Raw genomic sequence first — 18,981 nt, forward strand, 5'->3', positions numbered from 1 at the left:
TTATGTAAAACAGCCTGTGAAAACTATTTTAAGTCTATTAAAACAACCTTAGGGTACAAATTTAATCAATATACGATGTAATAGAATTTCTGTTTTAACAAATATATATCCATTTTGTAAAAAAGACGCTTTAAAAAGCGAAAAGGCTGCTTTTATTTACATAAAAACAGCCCTACCACTTTTATAATATTATTGACTCGGTGGACCGGTTATATTTAAAGAAGATCCGTCGCTGACTTCCACAGATGTATTCGGCAATAAGTTGATACTCCTGCATTCTGCTGCACTTCTTATAACCGGGTAAACCGTTACTCCAGAATTGATGATAACATCCGTATTTGCATCAGGCACTTTATTACATCCCCAATTGCCCGGATTTTCCCAGGAATCATCTATAGCTCCTGTCCAAACCAGTGCAAATTTTAATGTGAATTCATACCCGGTAGATAATACTGAGTTCTTATTAATGATTGCCCTAAACTTGTATCCATACATGGATGTTGGGGCATTTAAAATAGTCAGGGTGTCTTTATGGGCTCCCGAATAAACTCCGTTATCAGTGATATCCTGATAACCACTACCGGTATTTACCTGCCATCTGTACACATTGGTTGGCGAATATTTTCCGGTATAATAAATCACTTTCCCATTAGGGCATTTGGCCGCTTCGGTAACAAACAATGACCTGTACAACACATTATTAAAATGAAATTGTTCGGGCTGGCTGCCATCCGGATTTACATCAAGGTAAAACTGATTTTCTCCGAAATAATTTGCCATAGGAATATTATACTCAATAACTGCATACTCGCTTGCTCCCAGAGGTTTGATACGTCTTCCTCCGATATTATTATACACATGCGGCACGCCGTCTCTATCAGTAATGGTTAAACGCACTTTAATACTATCGAATGCGGCGTCGCTGATATTTTTAAATGCTACTTTAAAATGCAGGGTGTCATTTAAGGCTACTGTATCCTTGAATTGATACGCTATATCCGGAGCGATGGCCCCTTCAGGCACTTTACTTCCTGTAAGCATCCAGTATTTTAGCTGGGTTGTTTTTGCTTGTTGAGGGTCAGTATTGTGCAGTCTTATTTTGAGATAAGGATAAGTTGCAGCATCTATAAAAGCAATGCTTGTATCTTTTAATTCATAGACGTTTGCCAACAACACTTCCTGTCCATATATATCTTTACCAAGGATATCAAAACTCTTTTCAGTTGTTGATTGCGGATCGGTAAATTCATCCCACTTGAAATTCTTCCATGTTTTTACAGGACCAAGCCATGGAGTGGTAACATCACCTGATATTTGTTTACTAGGGATATAATACGCATCAACAAGTTGCGCACTTACTGAAGTTCCAATATCCTGATAAATAGGAACATTAACAGAATCTCCTTTTTTAAAGACAAACAAGAACGGAAGAGCCTTTGTAAAAGAATCGATTTTGTTAAGGCCCAGGTTTTTAAATTTATGATACAAAGAATTTCCACTGCCATACACAGCTGTATCACTCTTCCATTTGTCGATAAACAGATTACCAGATCCGTTTACCACAATATTTCTGATAAGCACATAGGTGCCATTAGGGATGCTATCCAAAAAGTCCATTGCTTTTTTCCGGTATGTCTGCTGATCCATAGGGAATTCGAAAAATCTTCTGGTTCCATCGCAAGGTGGTCTGCTGCCAAACCTTCCATTTCCATCTAGCTGAATCGAATTTTCCCAGGGAGCCATACTGGCACTATCGAAAATATAGAATTGCATTCCGTTAGCCGTACAACCCCAGAAATCAACCTGGATATCATCCAGATTAACATTGTTCTGATCCCAGTTATAAAAGGGATACACCCCCACTCTTGCCAATATCTTACTTAGTTTATCATCAAATGCAAATTTTCTTGAATCATTGATTTTGATGCCAGAAAAATTATCATTTTTATATTGATAGTAGTGCGATTGGTTAAAGCCATCATCAGTTCCATTAATGTATACAAATGAACTGCTTAACCAGTGAGTGCTATCTGATGCCGGCCCTATAGCTACTCTCCAATAGTAAACTGTGCTGTCTGATAAAACCACACCGGGGGTAAATTGTATCACACCTCCCGAGCCTGACACTATTTTAGTTACTTTAAATGGAGAGTTAAATAATGCCGTAGTATCCATTTCCATTACATATTGCTCCACACCTGCTGTTGGATTTGCTGTTGACGCAAACAACACTGGATTGTTATTATTGATTATGGCATAATTGTATGGATATACCGGACGGATCTCATCTTCAATGATGGTAAAACTTTTTGTAGCCGTGTTATTTGTTTCTGATAATTCCTGAACAAGATTATCCGGATCAATTGTAACAGTTATCTGATTCACTCCTTTATCTTCTAACGGATTAAGTGGCAACACAACCGAAATACTATCCTGAAATTTTACAGGATTGATTTTTCCGTTAAATATCGTTTCTACGGTACCGTTAGGTTTTGTATGCTGAATAAGGATTCCAACAGAATCTAATGTAGACTTACCGATATTGACCACTTTTGCTGTAACCGTTACTGCATCATCAGCTACACTTACAATTAGCGGAGTATGGTTCAACAAAGAATCCTGAGTAACATAATCAGGTTTGGCATGAGCATTCATAACGATCGCCGGATCTCCATGAAGGGTGATCTCTTCTACATGTGTTTGTGCAATATAATCTGAGCTATACACTGTACTTACATCCTTCATTGTAGTCTGCAAAATTTTTCCAATAGATTCTCCATACATATTGTTCGAAAAATTTTGATAAAATTCTGTATTCACATAATTTAACTGAGTAGGCAAACCAAAATGTGTACTCGCTATATACCCGATACTCCCTTTTTTATCAGCAAACACAAATTTTTCTGAAAGCGTTCCGGAGCTGAAGGCTCTTGCTGTATCAAACTGAAACAAATCGCCACTTTCACATCCGTTCACCACTATCAATGGATATTTTCCTGTATTGTTATATCCCTGAGGATCGTCGAGATTAAATTCGATCGTATTGGGAGATGAATGCCCGAAATACGTGATCAAGGTCAATCCTTCGCTAAACAGATCTTCCATGGTTTTATTAGTACCCAATGCTTTATTTGAACCTGAGTTGGCGCTGAATTGATACACTTTTGCACCAAACAAAGTATCACTTGCTATTTCTTCATAGCCCTGCATGTAACTTGTGATCAATCCTGCTAAACTACCATCTGTCAAACCTCCGGTAACCTCTGCAATATTTTTCATCCAGGCTTTATCTGCAATAGTTTGCGATGGATTTTGTTGAGCCGATTCGTATTGTTTTATTTTTTCTAAATAAATACCCACCTCATTTCCAGCAATAGCGGAAAGTCTTCCTATTGGTATCAATGGATATTCGCCTGTTCTGCTTGCAGTAAGTAAATTGTCAGACGAAGGGAAACCAAAGGTTGGTATCATCGCCTGTTTATCGATAGCAGCCGATGATTCATGATTTTTAAACGCTGTATAATTCAACCCTTTTCCTATCAAAAAGAAATATTTTGGTTTTACCGTAAAATTATCCAAAGCGAAAGCCGAGAAATTTCTTATTGATAATGGATGATGCTTAACTCCGTAACCAAACTGATCCGTCAGCTGATCCATATTAACAATTATCCCATTAAAGCTACCTCCCTGAGTTGAACTTCTATAAGCTCTGTATTTTTCTACATTATTATTACCTGATCCGTCATCATACAAAAGCGGATGACTGATAATAACATAATCTCCCTGATTAGTTGCCAGACTGTAATCAACAAAATTTCTAACAGTAAATTTATTTACAGACAAGATCTTACCTGGATCTGTGCTTAACAAAACCAATTTTCTAACTGAGGCTGAGGCTGGCAAAGCAAATTTCACCAATCCTGATGCTACTACCCCCACATATCTTAAGCGATTGGTAAGATCATACAACACAGGAGCCCCCGTGCCATAACTGAAATTGGCAATTTCAAGATACTTCCCCGAAACGCTTGCTGCCAGTTCAAAATAAAACTGAGATGCGGCATTAAAATTAAATTGCCTTGGATAGGTCAATTCAAAATGAGACACAACCATTTTATCTCCTGTAGAACTACTGGCACTTGAAAATTCAAGTCTTGCCGAATCATTTGCCAAATAAGTAAGCGGAATGGCACCTGTGGTTACTCTGCTGATATTATATCCATTGATCGCTGTTGTTGCAATTGTATTTCCTCTAAGCTTTGTGGTAACTGTTCTGCTGGTGTAAGCATTTCCTGCCATTACAGTACTCAGCGTTGCTGCCGGACCGGAAGTATATACCCTCAAACTGGCATTGTTTTCTGTTAGCTTTGCTCCCGGGCCAATATTGGCACTGGTCCAGCCTTCCGCCGTTTCATAAGAAGCTGCACTCACTAATTCTCCCAGATCATATCCATATCCCACATTCATCTGATTCTTATAGTATTTCCCAAAAGTGTAGAGAAAATAAGGTTCAACAGGCAATACATTTCCTGCCACATCATTAGTAGCAGTAATCATTCTTTTATTGGCAGAAGTTGTATTTATTGTTAAAAAATAGGCTGCAGTATCAGTGTATAAGCTATTTTTAGTACACATCTGAAGTAAATCGGTTTTGTACAGTTTTGTATCTGTAGTACCATCATTCATTTCTCCGTAAAACTCAATAAAATCAGTGATGCCCAGCACTCCGGTTGCAACACTCGTGTAAACAGGTACTTCTACACCATTTTTCCATAATTGGAAATTTTCTGCGGGAGTACTCCCTAAGCCCACAGCAGACAAGGCGGATTGAGAAATACGGTAGAGCCCGTTGGCGCCCACATTGAACTTATAATAGGTTTTATTATAGTCTATCCATTCATTATTGTATGTTTGGGCATTACTGCACAAAGCACTCACAATCAATCCAATTAATAAGAAAAAAGTTTTCATCAAAATATAAAAAAGGTTAGTGTTGTATACGAATATAATAAATGCTCATTATCAACCTCTAATCTAAGGTTGTAGTTGGATAGACGGGTGAAAAACGTAAGTGGTTGCAAACTTAATTATTTTTTTCGATTTTTCTAAGCATTTTTGCAGTAACAATCAGCTTATTAAACGTTATTAATCAAAACATAGTATAGAAAATGACTGGGAATTTGATAGAAGAATTGCAATGGCGAGGTATGATCCAGGATATAATGCCCGGAACAGAGGATCAGCTTAAAAAAGAAATGACCAATGGCTATATTGGCTTTGACCCCACATCAGACAGTTTACATATTGGCAGCTTAGTGCCTATTATGCTATTGATACACCTTCAAAGAAACGGACACAAACCGTTTGCATTGCTTGGTGGTGCAACAGGTATGGTGGGAGACCCTAGCGGTAAAAGCGAAGAAAGAAATCTTTTAAGTGAAGAAACATTGGCCCACAATTTAAAAGGCATCAAAGCTCAGCTGGAAAAGTTTCTTGACTTTGATCCGGGAAAACCCAATGCTGCCGAAATGGTAAATAATTACGATTGGTTTAAAGATTTCAGTTTTTTAAACTTTATCCGTGATGTGGGAAAATACATTACCGTGAATTATATGATGAGTAAGGATAGTGTAAAAAAGAGACTGGAAGGTGATAGCGGAATGAGCTTTACAGAATTTACTTATCAGCTTGTACAGGGATATGATTTTTACTGGTTGAACCAACATAAAAATTGCAAACTTCAAATGGGCGGCAGTGATCAGTGGGGAAATATTGTAACCGGTACAGAATTAATAAGAAAAAAATCAGGCAATGAAGCCTTCGCTTTTACCTGTCCGCTGATGACCAAGGCCGATGGCGGGAAATTTGGCAAAACAGAAAAGGGAAATATCTGGCTGGATGCTAAAAAGACATCTCCTTATCAATTCTATCAATTTTGGCTGAATGCAGCAGATGCAGATGCTGAAAGGTTTATAAAGATATTTACGCTCTTAAGTAAAGAAGAGATCAATACACTGATCGAACAACACAAAGGCAACGAATACCAAAGACTGCTACAAAAAAAATTAGCCGAAGAAGTTACTTGCATGGTACATAGCAGAGCTGATTATGAATTTGCAATCAAAGCGTCGGAAATTTTATTTAATAATGATACAGCCGAAATTTTAAATCAGCTGAATGAAGAACAATTATTACATGTAATGGATGGTGTACCAACTGTTGAATACCCGAAAGGAAGCATCATCAACGGAATAGATATTGTAAGTTTTTTAGCAGAGACAAAAATTTTTCCAAGCAAAGGAGAAGCAAAAAAAATGATACAAGGAGGCGGTGTAAGTATCAATAAAATTAAAATTGATAATCCCGATCATCTTGTACAAGCAACTGCTTTATTGAATAACAAATACCTTTTGATACAAAAAGGTAAAAAGAACTATTACCTTTCAATTTTTATTTAATTTTTTTTAATGTATCATAATAATAAACGCTGCCCGATAAGCAGCGTTTATTGTTTAAAACACCTCCTCTTACATGAACAGTAAAAAAGAGCCGAATTGTTTCGAAATACGACAATTTATAACTACTTTCGATGTTCGAAGTGCTTAACAGATGCCGGTTTTAGAAACTTTTAGTAAAATAACGTTCCCGGCAACGATTGCATAAAAAATCCAACTATATATTCAATTTAAGTATCAACTTAGTTGAATATTTTGCCTCTTGTTTTAACCAAAACTGATTTGCAAAATCTATCGTTGTTCATTCAACAACCAATTAATGCCATATGAAGGTTACATCACAAAAAGATGAATACATCTTATTAAAAAAGATTGCTCTACAATCGGACCTTCTTCCGGCTTTATTCAGCTATTCAATTTATAAAACAACATCATAAAATGCTGCACAACATGAAAATGCGTTTATTACAGAAAGGAAACAACACTCTTACTCAGAATTTGGGTATATCAAGACTGTTGAAACCATTGAGCCTGGTATTGATCTTTGCAATATCTGCTATTTGGTCAACGAACACCCAGGCACAAACAGTAACCTACAGTTTTGCCGGTGCTACGCAAACAGCTTCACCAATCGGGTATCAACAAACAGGTATTGGTATTTATTATAAAGGTACTTCAGGAGGTACTATTTCTGACGGTTCTGCGTCTTGTTTTGGATATACTCCTTCTAAACCAACCAGTTCCGGGTTGTTTGTTTTCCTACCCAGTATAGGTAATATCTCAAAAATTACTGTGAATGGTACAGGTACCGGTAGTAATAGAACCTTTACAAAGCTTGAAACAGCTGCAACAATAAACGGCACTTACACACAAGATGCTGGTGCAACCGGAACAGGTACAATCAACGGTACTACTTGTGGAAGCATTGTGATCGTTCCTTCAGCTAATATCAATAGCGGTACTTATATCAGAATCACTTTCTCTGGAAACTTAAACGTTACTTCAATCGACTTTTTGAATAATGCAAGTGCTCCTGTAGTAAGTACAACCTCTGCAACTGCAAACAATTGTACAACTGCTACTCTAAACGGCAGCATTGATAATGATGGTGGATTTTCTCAGGTAACAAGAGGATTTGTGTATAGCAGCAGCAACAACAATCCTACATTAGCAGATAATGTTGTTACTGACCCAGGTCAGGGAGCAGGCTCTTATTCAGCTTCATTAAGCTCTCTAACAAGCGCAACTACTTACTATGTTAAAGCGTATGGTACAAATACACTTGGTACAACTTATGGATCAGTTATTTCTTTTACTACAGCAACTCCAAGTGCACCAATCTTATCTGCAACAACAGCAGCAACAAATGTCACTTCTTTTGGTGCATTAACCGGTGGAACTGTCAGCGCTGACGGTTGTTCAAATGTTACTGCAAGAGGTGTTGTTTGGAGTACATCTCCAAACCCAACTTTACCATCAGTAAATTCAACAGTTGATGGTAGCGGCACAGGAAGTTTCAATAGTCAAATTACAGGTTTGAGTGCATCAACTCAATATTATGTAAGATCATATGCAACAAATACAACTGGTACAGATTATGGTAGTCAAATAACATTTACTACCACTGCTCCACAACCTTCTTTGTTCGCTTCACAATCAGGTATTGTTTTTCCTGCTACTGCTATAGGTTCTTCTTCAACATTAACCTATACCCTAACAGGTTCTACACTTGACGGTAGCCCTATTACTTTGAGTGTGCCGGCAGGATTCACTATTAGCCCATCTACTATTACATATACTGGTAACAGTTTTACGCAAGTAGTTTCTGTTACTTTTACACCTACAGCGTTCACAACATATAGCGGATCGGTAACTCAAACCGGTGGAGGTGCAGTTGGATTATACAATATTTCCCCAACGCTATCTGCACAGGGTAAATTGCCTACACCTGCTGTTGCTTCTAATGCAGGAAACGATTTCTGGTTAGGATTCGGATACCAAAAAGATATGAAGAGTTCTAAGATCTTTATGTCTGTATATGTAGCTGCAGGCGATGCGCCGGCTCATGTAGTTGTAGAAATGCCTGCTAATGCCGCCAATTTTAATGGTGGTGTGCCTTATGAAATTGATATCGCAGCTAACCAGGTAGCAACAATCCCTGATTACCTGTTTACTAATCTTACTTATTTAGATTCTACAGGTATTAAAAAGAAAGGACTTCATGTTTATAGTTCAACAGGAACTCCTATCTCAGCATGGATGCATACCTATTCTTCGGATAATTCTGCCGGAGGTAGTCTTTTATTCCCAACAAATACATGGAACAATTCTTACTATGTATTAAGTTCTGGAGGTAAAGTTAATAATGGATATATAGGTAATAGCTACTTCTTTGTAGTAGCGCAGGAGGATAATACAGAAGTAACAATCATCCCTAGTAATCCAATCATTAAACCTACATCGGCATTTACAGATACACATTCTGCATCAGACATTTTATATGATAAAGACATACCCTTTACCGTTACACTTAATAAAGGTGAAGTATTTAATGGTATCGGCTATATAGATGGCTCTACAGATTACACTAAAGCAGGATTAGGCGCATTGGACTTAACAGGTACTAAAGTATCTACTACCTGCGATAAAAAAATCGCTGTATTTGGTGGTGATGGCAGATTAGGTTTAACAGATGTTCCGGGTTGTTCTCCAAACAAGCCTACATCCGATCACCTTGTACAACAAATGTTACCAAAAGTGGCATGGGGCACTAAATACCTTACTACTCCTACCAAAACAATGGAATACAACATGTTTAAAATTGTAGTACAAGATCCTACTACTGTTGTAAAAGTTAATAATAATGTTTTACCAGCTTCTAGCCTTATCAATAATTTGTATTATTCTATTGCCAACGATAGTTTGAATTTAATAGAATCTGATAAACCAGTGAGTGTAGCTCAATACATATTAGATAACGCATGTTCTTATTTAAGTGTTAATGGCAATAATGTAATGGACGCAGATCCTGAAATGATTACCATTAGTCCTGTTCAACAAGGCATTAGTAAAGTAACTGTATATTCTGCAGGCTTTAAATCTAATGCTGGAGGTAATTCTGGTGGAACGAGTTTTATAAATGTAATTCTTAAAAAAGAAGGATTGTCTTCTTTCACAATTGATGGCTTAAGCGGATCGAATTTAGTTGATACAGGTGTGGCAAGTAATAATAATGCTTATTTAAATGATGTTGCAGATCCAACTGTAACAGTAGCAAATAGTACGGTATTAGCTGCTTTTCAACCACATCCTTTAGATGCTAATTATGTGTGGGCAAGATTTAAAGTGACCAGCGATCAGCCACATACTATTTCTTCAAGTGAAGTATTTACAGCTATTGCTTATGGTACAAGAGGTGATAAAGCGGGTGAAAGTTACGGGTATAATGCAGGTACTGCTTTACAAGATCTAACAACACCATTGATCCTGAATAATCCTTACGGAGATTCGTTAAACTCATTGAATTCATCTAAACCATTGACCACATGTAAAGGAACTGAAGTTACATTATCAGCTACTCTTCCTTTTGAAAATGTACAAGGCCACAGTATTACTTTCAGTTATGGTAATAATCCTAATGTTAGCCCTAATGCTGATGATGTAATTACTAACCCTGTACTTGATCATAGTTTTGAATACCCTGTAGGTTCAGGAAACAGATTCTATGTTTACAAATTAGCGCAAAAACATATTTTTAATGCAAATGGCGACTACCGCATTAATGTAACTTATTTCAACCCTACCCCATCTGAAGGATGTGGCCAGGAAGGTAGCAGCAAAACAATCTCTTACACAATAAAAGTATCTGATGGTATCATTCCAGCTTATACAATTGATTATAATACTTGTATCAGCAATACTGTTACTATCAACTCACAAGCTACAAGCGGTGTAGGATTTGATATTGTAAAATGGAACTGGAGTTATGACAATGGTAGCAAACCATTACCAGGCGGTCAGGACATCGTTCAAAATCCAACATTTGCTAACCCTGTAAATAACACTGCCAACAATGTAAAAATGATCGCAATCAATAGCATCGGTTGTTTCGGTGAATTGCAAAAAGCATTACCAGTTCAATCTAAACCGGTAATCATATTTAATCCTTTGCCTACAGGTTTGTGTAACACACCTACTGCTGCATTTGAATTAACTTCATATGCAACTCCAGAAAATGGCATTTTCTCTGGTAACGGCGTTGAATTAAGATCAGGTAAATACTGGTTTAACCCTGCTGCTTCTAGCGTTTCAACAACAACACCAAATGTGATCACTTACAACTTTACAGGTGGTAACAGTTGTGCAGCAGATCCTAAAACACAAAATATCAGTGTGGGTCAATCAGTAGTGCTTACACTTGCTGCTGTAAATCCTCTTTGTATCAATGCAAATGCTGTTACGTTAGTAACTAACAATATTGCAGGTGGCGTAGTTAGCGGACCAGGTGTTTCACTTGTAGATGGTGTATATAAATTCAATCCTACCACAGCAGGTGTTGGTTTACATCACATCACTTACACAAAACCTGAAGATAATTGCTCTACTCCTGCTGCAATTGATATACAAGTTGTTGGATTGCCTGTAGTAAGCTTTAGCACAGAGTTTGCTCCATTATGTAGCAATGCTCAATCAATCACATTGAATCAGGCTACACCAACAGGAGGCGTGTATAGCGGAACAGGTGTTACTTCTACAGAAGGTGTGTACAAATTCAATCCTGCAGCAGCTAATGTTACATCAAACAATGTAATTACTTACACAGTTACAAATTCTACGGGTTGTGTAAACAGTGCTACCAATTCAATTAGTGTAGTTCCTGTTCCTGTGGTAAGTGCAGGAGAGGACTTAACAGTTATACAAAATGAATCCATCACCATCACAGGTACAAGTAACTCTGAAGCTACTTTTGCATGGACTCCAACTACAGGATTAACTGGTTCTACTTCATCATTGATCACTCAGGCACAGATCAGCGAATTAGGCGATTATACTTACAGATTAACAGCAACATCAGGCAATTGCCAGGCATTTGATGAAATGGTATTGTCAGTAGTTTCTCCTGCAGATTGCCTTGATCCAATGAAAGCGTTTACACCTAACGGTGATGGCAAGAATGAAAAATGGATTGCATATAGAGATCAGGGATGTTATACAAGAGTTCAGGTGGATGTATACAACCGTTGGGGTGGCTTAGTATATCATTCTGATAGTTACACCAATAACTGGACAGGTGAGTTTAAAGGAAAAGCTGTTCCGGATGCAACTTACTACTATGTAATTAAAGCAACCGATAGCAGAGGACATACGAAAACAAAAACAGGTAACGTAACTATCATCAGATAAACGAATCAGTCTAACAGTTAATAAAATCATGACCAATAAAAAAATAAATAATATGCAAATCAAATCAATAGTTGCTGTGCTGCTTTTGAGTGTTTGTTTTACCAACACAAATGCACAACAGATATTCAGAATAAGCCAATACAATCAGCACAACTTTTTGTATAACCCTGCCGCTGCAGGTGCTAGTGATGCTCCCTCAGTAGGGGCATCATATAGAAAAATGTGGAGCGGTATTGATGGCGGACCTCAAACTACCATACTTTTCGGAGACAAATATTTTGCTAAGAAAAAAGTAGGTGTAGCTGTAGTATTGTATGATGATAAAACCGGACCAACCAGCCGTACCGGTGGTCAGGCAAATTTGTCTTACAGTATCAATCTTGAAAATGGAAGACGCTTAATGTTTGGATTAGGCGGACAGGTGTTGCAATACAAGATCAATAAAGCTGAATTAGCTAATTCAGACTATTTTGATGAAACAGATCCATTGTTATCTGCTCCGGGCACTGTAACAAAAGGTGATGCATCTGCCGGGGTTTATTTAAAGACACCTACTTTCAATTTTGGTTTTTCTGTACAACAAATCGTTCAATCTAAACTGGATTTCATAAAAGGAACTACCACCACTCAAGGTAGAAACTACAGACATTATAACTTCACTGCAGATTATTATGCAAGAACAGACGAAGACAATGTGCTTATTCCTAATGTATTGGTTAGATACCTGCCTAACTCTCCTGTTGATGTTGAAGGTGGTGTTAGATTAGAACATAAAGACCTGATCTGGGTTGGATTTAACTACCATTACAAACAAAGTTTTGCAGCTTTTGCAGGAGTTAAAATAAATCATAAACTAGCTATTGGTTATGCCTATGATGTATACAACACTCCATTGAGTATTTTCGATGATGGTGGCGATGCTCATGAAATTTCATTAAGGTATTTCTTTTAATATCTTTTATATCTATTTTACAAAGGGCTTATTCTTTTAAAAGAATAAGCCCTTTGTAATTTCGCTATCTTCCCTGCTTATACTGTGAACAAATAAGGTGGGTAGATAGCATTTTTTTTAAATATTTTGTGGCACGATTGGTGCTTTAAAAATGATATTTTTCGATCAGTTAATCAGCAGTGAACTAAATATTAATTTAATACAGGCAGCGTTTTGCAAAATAAGACAACTCTTCTGTTTGTTATAAACACCCACTTTATGAATAAGAAAATCTTACTGATTTTTTCCCTTTTATTTAGTCTTAATTCTTTTGCACAGGAACTAACCAACTATGGTACAGATTTCTGGACCGGTTATGGTTTTAATACCAGAATGAAAGACATCACCAGTACTAGCAGAAGTTATATGTCTATTTTTCTTACTGCAAAAAAAACAACCAAGGCAAGAGTAAGTTTACAATTCCCTGCTCCTACTTTTGGGTTTCCTGCTCCGTGTAATTGTAAAGAAGTAACCATAACCGGTGGTTCCGTGGTGGAAGTAAATAATTTTCCTGTAGGAGATTTAAGTGATGAATATAATGAGGCGTTACTACCCGATAGTAGATTATATTTTACAGGCATTACAAATAGGGCAATACATATTGAAAGTTTAAGTAGTGAACCAATAGCTGCCTATCAATACAGCTACGGCACAGACGTGGGTGGAGCTACAATGATATTTCCTACCAACACATGGGGATCTACTTACAATGTGTCTACTGTAGGAGGATTAACCAATGCAGGATTACCTAATTCTTTCTTTTTTGTCATTGCAAAAGACGATAATACTATTGTTGATATTACAGTAAAATCCGGTCCTGGTGGAGGTATTATCGATTCATCCAATAAAACCATATTTAATGGTAATCCTACTCCCGCAGCAAATATTTTACGGCCTAATAATACTACTTTCTCCGTCACCTTAAATAAGGGGCAAGTATACAATGCAATGGGAGTTTTAACCAAGGTTGGTTCATTATTGAATGGAATAGACCTTTCAGGTACTACAGTGAAGGCAAGAGATTGCGATAAAAAAATCACCGTGTTTGCAGGAAACGGAAGAGTCGCTTTAGCCGCAGACCCAGCCTGCACGGCCGCCGCATCTTCTGATAATTTAATACAGCAAATGTTTCCCAAAACAGCATGGGGGACAAAATATTTAACCAGCCCGGCAACTGCAACGGCTAAGTATAATATTTTCAGAATAAATGTTTCTGACCCCTCAACGCAAGTCTGGTTAAACAATCCGGCACATACTACTCCCATGACAGGTTTAACAAATGGTTATTATGAATACAGAACCGATCAGCCTATTATGATTGAAAGTGATAAGCCTGTAATGGTTACTCAATTTATGCCTAGTACAATTGGCGGAGGATGCAATGAACATGGCAATATTGCTCCTTCAGAATCAGAAATGATCATCATTAGTCCTATACAACAGGCACTAAACAATATTGCTGTTTTCTCTCCAAGAAAAAACAGATTCGCAACTAATGCTACCAACTATCATTTCATTAATGTAATTATCAAAAAAGAAGGGGTAGCGACTTTTAAATTTGACGGACTATCTACTTATGGCGGAAATCCAATCACCAACCTATTCAAACCGCATCCACAAGATGCAAATTATTATTATGCTCAGTTTACTAATGTAGCGGTTGGTACCATAGGGCTAACACATACATTGGAGTCTTCTGAAGGATTTAATGCCATCGTATATGGGGTAACTCAAGGCGAAAGCTATGGTTACAATGCAGGTACAGCTATAAAGGATCTGTCTGCGATTATAACCACCAATAATCCCGAAGGTAAGGTTGAAGGATCTCCAAAAACGTGTAAAGGAAACAGTGCTGAATTTGAAGTGGCCATCCCATATAATCAGTCATTGGTTACAGGTATTACCTGGGAATCAAAAAGCCCCAACGTTACCCCGAATGGAGTGTTGATAGGTAGTATTGTACCTGTAAGAACTTATACTTTAAATGACCAGACATATACTGTCTATAAATCACCAGTAAAATATTTGTTTTCAAAAGTTGCTACCGATTCAATTTTTGTAAAAATCACCGGCACTTTTTCAAATGAATGTGGGGTAGGCTTTTTACCTGTTACACTCCCCGTAGAAGTGAATGAAGATACCGTAGCCTTTAGTTTCAGTAATCAAAGTTGCGGAGACAAAAAAATTACATTTACTAATTTATCAACTCCTGCATTTGGTAGTACATTCACAAAATGGACATGGGATTTTGGTGATGGCACTCCTGTATTTGATGGACAAACTCCTCCCCTGCATGATTACCCTGCATTAAATCCTTACACAGTAAAATTAAAAACAGTTAATACTTACGGTTGCGCCACCACGAAGGACAGCATCATTGATTTTAGTGCAGGCGTTAAAGCTAAATTTATTGTATCTCCAAAAGATACATTTTGTACAGGCGGCGCCATAACTGTTGATCCTGCTACCAGTACCAGTAGTGGTGCAGCAGGTGCTATCACCAAGTGGATATGGAATATGGGTGAAGGTGGCGAATACACACTTACAACTCCTGCTATTCAATCGCATACTTACAATACTGCAGGAAAATTTGCAGTAACACTTCAGGTAGAAACTGCAAATGGTTGTAAGAGCACATTGTTTACTGATACTATGGTTGTTGAAGCCACTCCTGTACCGGCTTTCCAAAAAGGTTTGATCACTTGCCTGAAAGATAGTCTTCAGTTCACCGATAAAAGCACCATTACTATCGGAAGTATCAATAGTTGGGATTGGGATTTTGGCGATACTAAAAAAAGTACCCTGCAAAACCCTAAGCATGCCTGGGCCGCTCCCGGCAAATACGAAGTCACTCTCAGTGTAAAATCTGCAGGAGGTTGTCCTTCTACCGTTGTATTCAAGGATAGCGTAACAGTATTGGCATTACCAATCAATCTCTTCGATAAAAACGTGGATTGTACCAAAAAAGAAGTAACCTTTACTGATAAGTCAACCACTACTGCAGGTACTATTGTAAAACGACACTGGGATTTTGGTGATGGACAACGGGATGATAATAATCTGGTATCGCCACTACACCCATATTCCGGAACAGGACCATACACTGCTACCCTTTGGGTAGAAACATCCAACGGCTGCCAGGATTCTGCTAACAAAGCAACCGTTACTTTCAGTATCGCTGCTTCGCCGGTTTCAAGCTTTAGCTTACCGGGTAATATCTGTTTACCTAATGCCGTGGCTACTTTTGCCAACACCTCTACCATTACGGATGGTACGGAAGCTGAGTTTACCAATGCATGGGATTTTGGTGACGGCTCTCCTGCTGCTACCAGCACCGGACTGGCATCTATACAACATACCTATACAGGCGCAGGGCCATACACCGTTAAACTGGTTACCACCAGTAAATTCGGTTGTACCAGCACTGCCACACCTAAAATAGTCAATACCATCTTTACACAACCTAAAGCAAGCTTTACTCCTCCGGCAGAAGTTTGTGTGAACGCTAAAGCGGCACTCAGCAGTACAGGTACTGCTGCAGGAAGCGCTCCGGATATGTGGTACTGGAGTTTTGATGGTACGGATAACTATGGTACGCTTTCTAAAAAAGATACCGTAGCGGCATGGGCCACCGATGGTACCCAAACGATCAAACACTATCTTGTGTCTAAAGTAGGTTGTGTATCGGATACTGTTTCTAAATCGATCACGGTTAATCCATTACCGGTTAACCTGTTTGATAAAGACATTGATTGCAGTATCAAAAAAGTAACCTTTACTGATAAATCAACTGCTGCTGTAGGTACCATTACAAAACGCCACTGGGTGTTTGGAGATGGTGCCCGGGATGATGGCAATAATGCTACTGTATCGCATACTTACAGCGGCACAGGACCTTACACTGCCACACTTTGGGTAGAATCTTCTAAAGGTTGCCAGGATTCTGCTAACAGAGCAAGTGTAACATTCACCATCAGTGCTACGCCGGCTTCAAGCTTTACTTTGCCTGTTGCTAATATCTGTTTACCGGCTGGTATTGCTACTTTCACCAACACCTCTACCATCGCTGATGGTACAGAAGCAGGGTTTGTGAACAGCTGGGATTTTGGCGACGGTACTAAAAAAGATACCAGCTTCGGACTAGCGTCTATACAACACAGTTATACCGGGGTTGGGCCGTATACGGTTAAACTTACCACTACCAGTGTGAACGGTTGTAACAATACCGCTACCCCTAAAATATTGAATACCATTTATGCTCAGCCTAAAGCTACTTTCACCGCCGCTCCTGCAGAAGCCTGCCTGAACAGCAATGCTTCATTCAGCAGTACCGGTTCGGCAGCAGCCAGCACTGCAGCAGATTGGTATTGGGACCTCGGAACAGGCAGCTTTGGTACATTATCTAAAAAAGATACCGTAGCCGCATGGAGTGTGCCGGGTGATAAGACCATTCGTCATTATATCGTTTCTGCTGTAGGTTGTATCTCGGATACAGCTAACAAGACCGTTACCGTTAACAGTTTACCTACAGCTTCCTTTACCCAGGTGGCAGTAGGATGTGCCGGTAAAGAAGTGGCATTCACTGACGGGTCTGCCACCACTACCACCGGGGCCACCATTACTGAATGGAACTGGAACTTTGGCGACGGAAACAAATTAAAACAAACCACTGCTGCGGCTGTTAAACATACCTATGCAACAGGCGGAAGCTATCCGGCCACCCTGGTGATCAGAGACAGCAAAGGCTGTATCAGTGATACATTCAGATTAACCGTTGATGTCTATCCTAATCCTGTTCCTTTGTTTACAGTAACTGATATCTGTTTACCAACTATTCAACCAATATTTACTGATGCCAGCACTATTACCAGCGGATCGGTAACTGACTGGAGCTGGAATTTTGGTGATGGCACTCCTGCTGTAACAGGGGTAGCTTCTACTCCGCACAACTATATTGCAGGCAATATCTACAAGGTAACGCTTACGGCTACCTCAGATAAAGGATGTACCACTACAGGTGCTGCCGTTGATGTAACCGCTACCAGTGCGCCGATCGCAAGTGACAGCATCATCAACAGTGCTAACCTGTGCAGCAGCTCTCCGGTTACACTTATCGACCAGTCTGTGCCAAACGGATTTGGTACCGTTAGTAAGATCGAGATCTTCTGGAATGGGGTATCTGATGCTACCAACAAAACAGTAGACAATGCACCGGCTACCGGTGGCACCTATACGCACAAATATCCTGATCTATCTGCTGATCAAAACTATGAAGTGGTGATCAGGGCTTACTCTGCTTCAGGATGTTATAAAGACTCGGCAAGAACAATTGCGCTATTGGCTTCGCCTAGCTTAACATTTAATGCAATACCCGGTATCTGTGAAGAAAAAGATACCATACAGATCGATGTGCCGCAAGATGCCAATAACCTGCCGATACGTACTGCTTTCTTCAGTGGTGAAGGAATTACGGACAGTGCCGGTAGCTTCTTCCCTGCCCTTGCAGGACCAGGCAATCACCTGATCACTTATACCGATACTGCTACCAACGGTTGTGTAAGCAAAGCTTCCCAATCTGTATTTGTGTACGCTACCCCTACCATTAAAATGGATGCTACCAAAGCGGTAATGCTGGGAGATAAGATCAAACTCAATCCTACCATCACCGGTAATATACAAACCTACCTGTGGGATCCGGCTACTTACCTGGATGCTGATAATATTAAAGCGCCGATATCTACCCCTGCGGCTGATATCACCTATACACTTACAGTAACCTCTAAGGATGGTTGTGAAGCTGACAGCAGTGTAGCGGTAAAAGTATTGAAGGACTTTGGAGTGCCTAATACATTTACTCCTAATAATGATGGTATCAATGATAACTGGGTTATCGAAGAACTGCCGTCTTTCCCGATACAAAAAGTTCAGGTGTTCAACAGGTATGGACAGATCGTTTATGAAACCAAAAAATACAATCCGCTTGGATGGGATGGTACCTACAAAGGAAAACCATTACCGTTCGGTACTTATTATTACATCATCGAATTGAATGGAATGGTGGAACCTAAGGTCGGATATGTTACTATCATAAAATAAAAAATGAAGGAATACCAAAAATCGGCTGCTTTCTAT

Annotated in this window: 5 protein-coding genes; 4 read left to right on the forward strand and 1 reads right to left on the reverse strand. The window is 38.8% G+C overall.

Features of this window, described 5'->3' with window-relative positions:
- Nucleotides 1-189: 189 nt before the first annotated feature.
- The gene (gene porU2, locus LK994_RS00205) at nucleotides 190-4,971 is read right to left on the reverse strand and encodes a putative type IX secretion system sortase PorU2 (RefSeq protein ID WP_229760859.1); all 4,782 of its coding nucleotides are present in this window, start codon (nucleotides 4,969-4,971) and stop codon (nucleotides 190-192) included.
- A 197-nt stretch (nucleotides 4,972-5,168) separates the two neighbouring features.
- Between porU2 and tyrS the strand changes: the two genes are divergently transcribed.
- The 4 genes from tyrS (at nucleotide 5,169) to LK994_RS00225 (ending at nucleotide 18,945) form a co-directional block, all read left to right on the forward strand.
- Complete coding sequence (gene tyrS, locus LK994_RS00210; protein WP_229760860.1) at nucleotides 5,169-6,458, forward strand: tyrosine--tRNA ligase; 1,290 nt, start codon at nucleotides 5,169-5,171, stop codon at nucleotides 6,456-6,458.
- 447 nt (nucleotides 6,459-6,905) lie between these two features.
- Nucleotides 6,906-11,858: a T9SS type B sorting domain-containing protein gene (locus LK994_RS00215; RefSeq protein ID WP_229760861.1), complete on the forward strand. Its 4,953-nt coding sequence runs from the start codon at nucleotides 6,906-6,908 to the stop codon at nucleotides 11,856-11,858.
- A gap of 52 nt (nucleotides 11,859-11,910) precedes the next feature.
- A complete protein-coding gene (locus tag LK994_RS00220; protein WP_229760862.1) occupies nucleotides 11,911-12,810 on the forward strand; it encodes a PorP/SprF family type IX secretion system membrane protein in 900 nt (299 codons plus the stop codon).
- A gap of 258 nt (nucleotides 12,811-13,068) precedes the next feature.
- Nucleotides 13,069-18,945 (forward strand): PKD domain-containing protein, encoded by a 5,877-nt coding sequence (locus LK994_RS00225; protein ID WP_229760863.1) that lies wholly within the window; start codon nucleotides 13,069-13,071, stop codon nucleotides 18,943-18,945.
- Nucleotides 18,946-18,981: the final 36 nt, after the last annotated feature.

The sequence above is a fragment of the Ferruginibacter lapsinanis genome (assembly GCF_020783315.1).
In the GTDB taxonomy this organism is placed as follows: Bacteria; Bacteroidota; Bacteroidia; order Chitinophagales; family Chitinophagaceae; genus Ferruginibacter; species Ferruginibacter lapsinanis.

Bases quoted from the DNA above. Each gene is read 5' to 3' on its own strand.
- LK994_RS00220 (WP_229760862.1), top strand. From the start codon at position 11,911: ATGCAAATCAAATCAATAGTTGCTGTGCTGCTTTTGAGTGTTTGTTTT.
- LK994_RS00225 (WP_229760863.1), top strand. From the start codon at position 13,069: ATGAATAAGAAAATCTTACTGATTTTTTCCCTTTTATTTAGTCTTAAT.
- tyrS (WP_229760860.1), top strand. From the start codon at position 5,169: ATGACTGGGAATTTGATAGAAGAATTGCAATGGCGAGGTATGATCCAG.
- LK994_RS00215 (WP_229760861.1), top strand. From the start codon at position 6,906: ATGAAAATGCGTTTATTACAGAAAGGAAACAACACTCTTACTCAGAAT.
- porU2 (WP_229760859.1), bottom strand. From the start codon at position 4,971: ATGAAAACTTTTTTCTTATTAATTGGATTGATTGTGAGTGCTTTGTGC.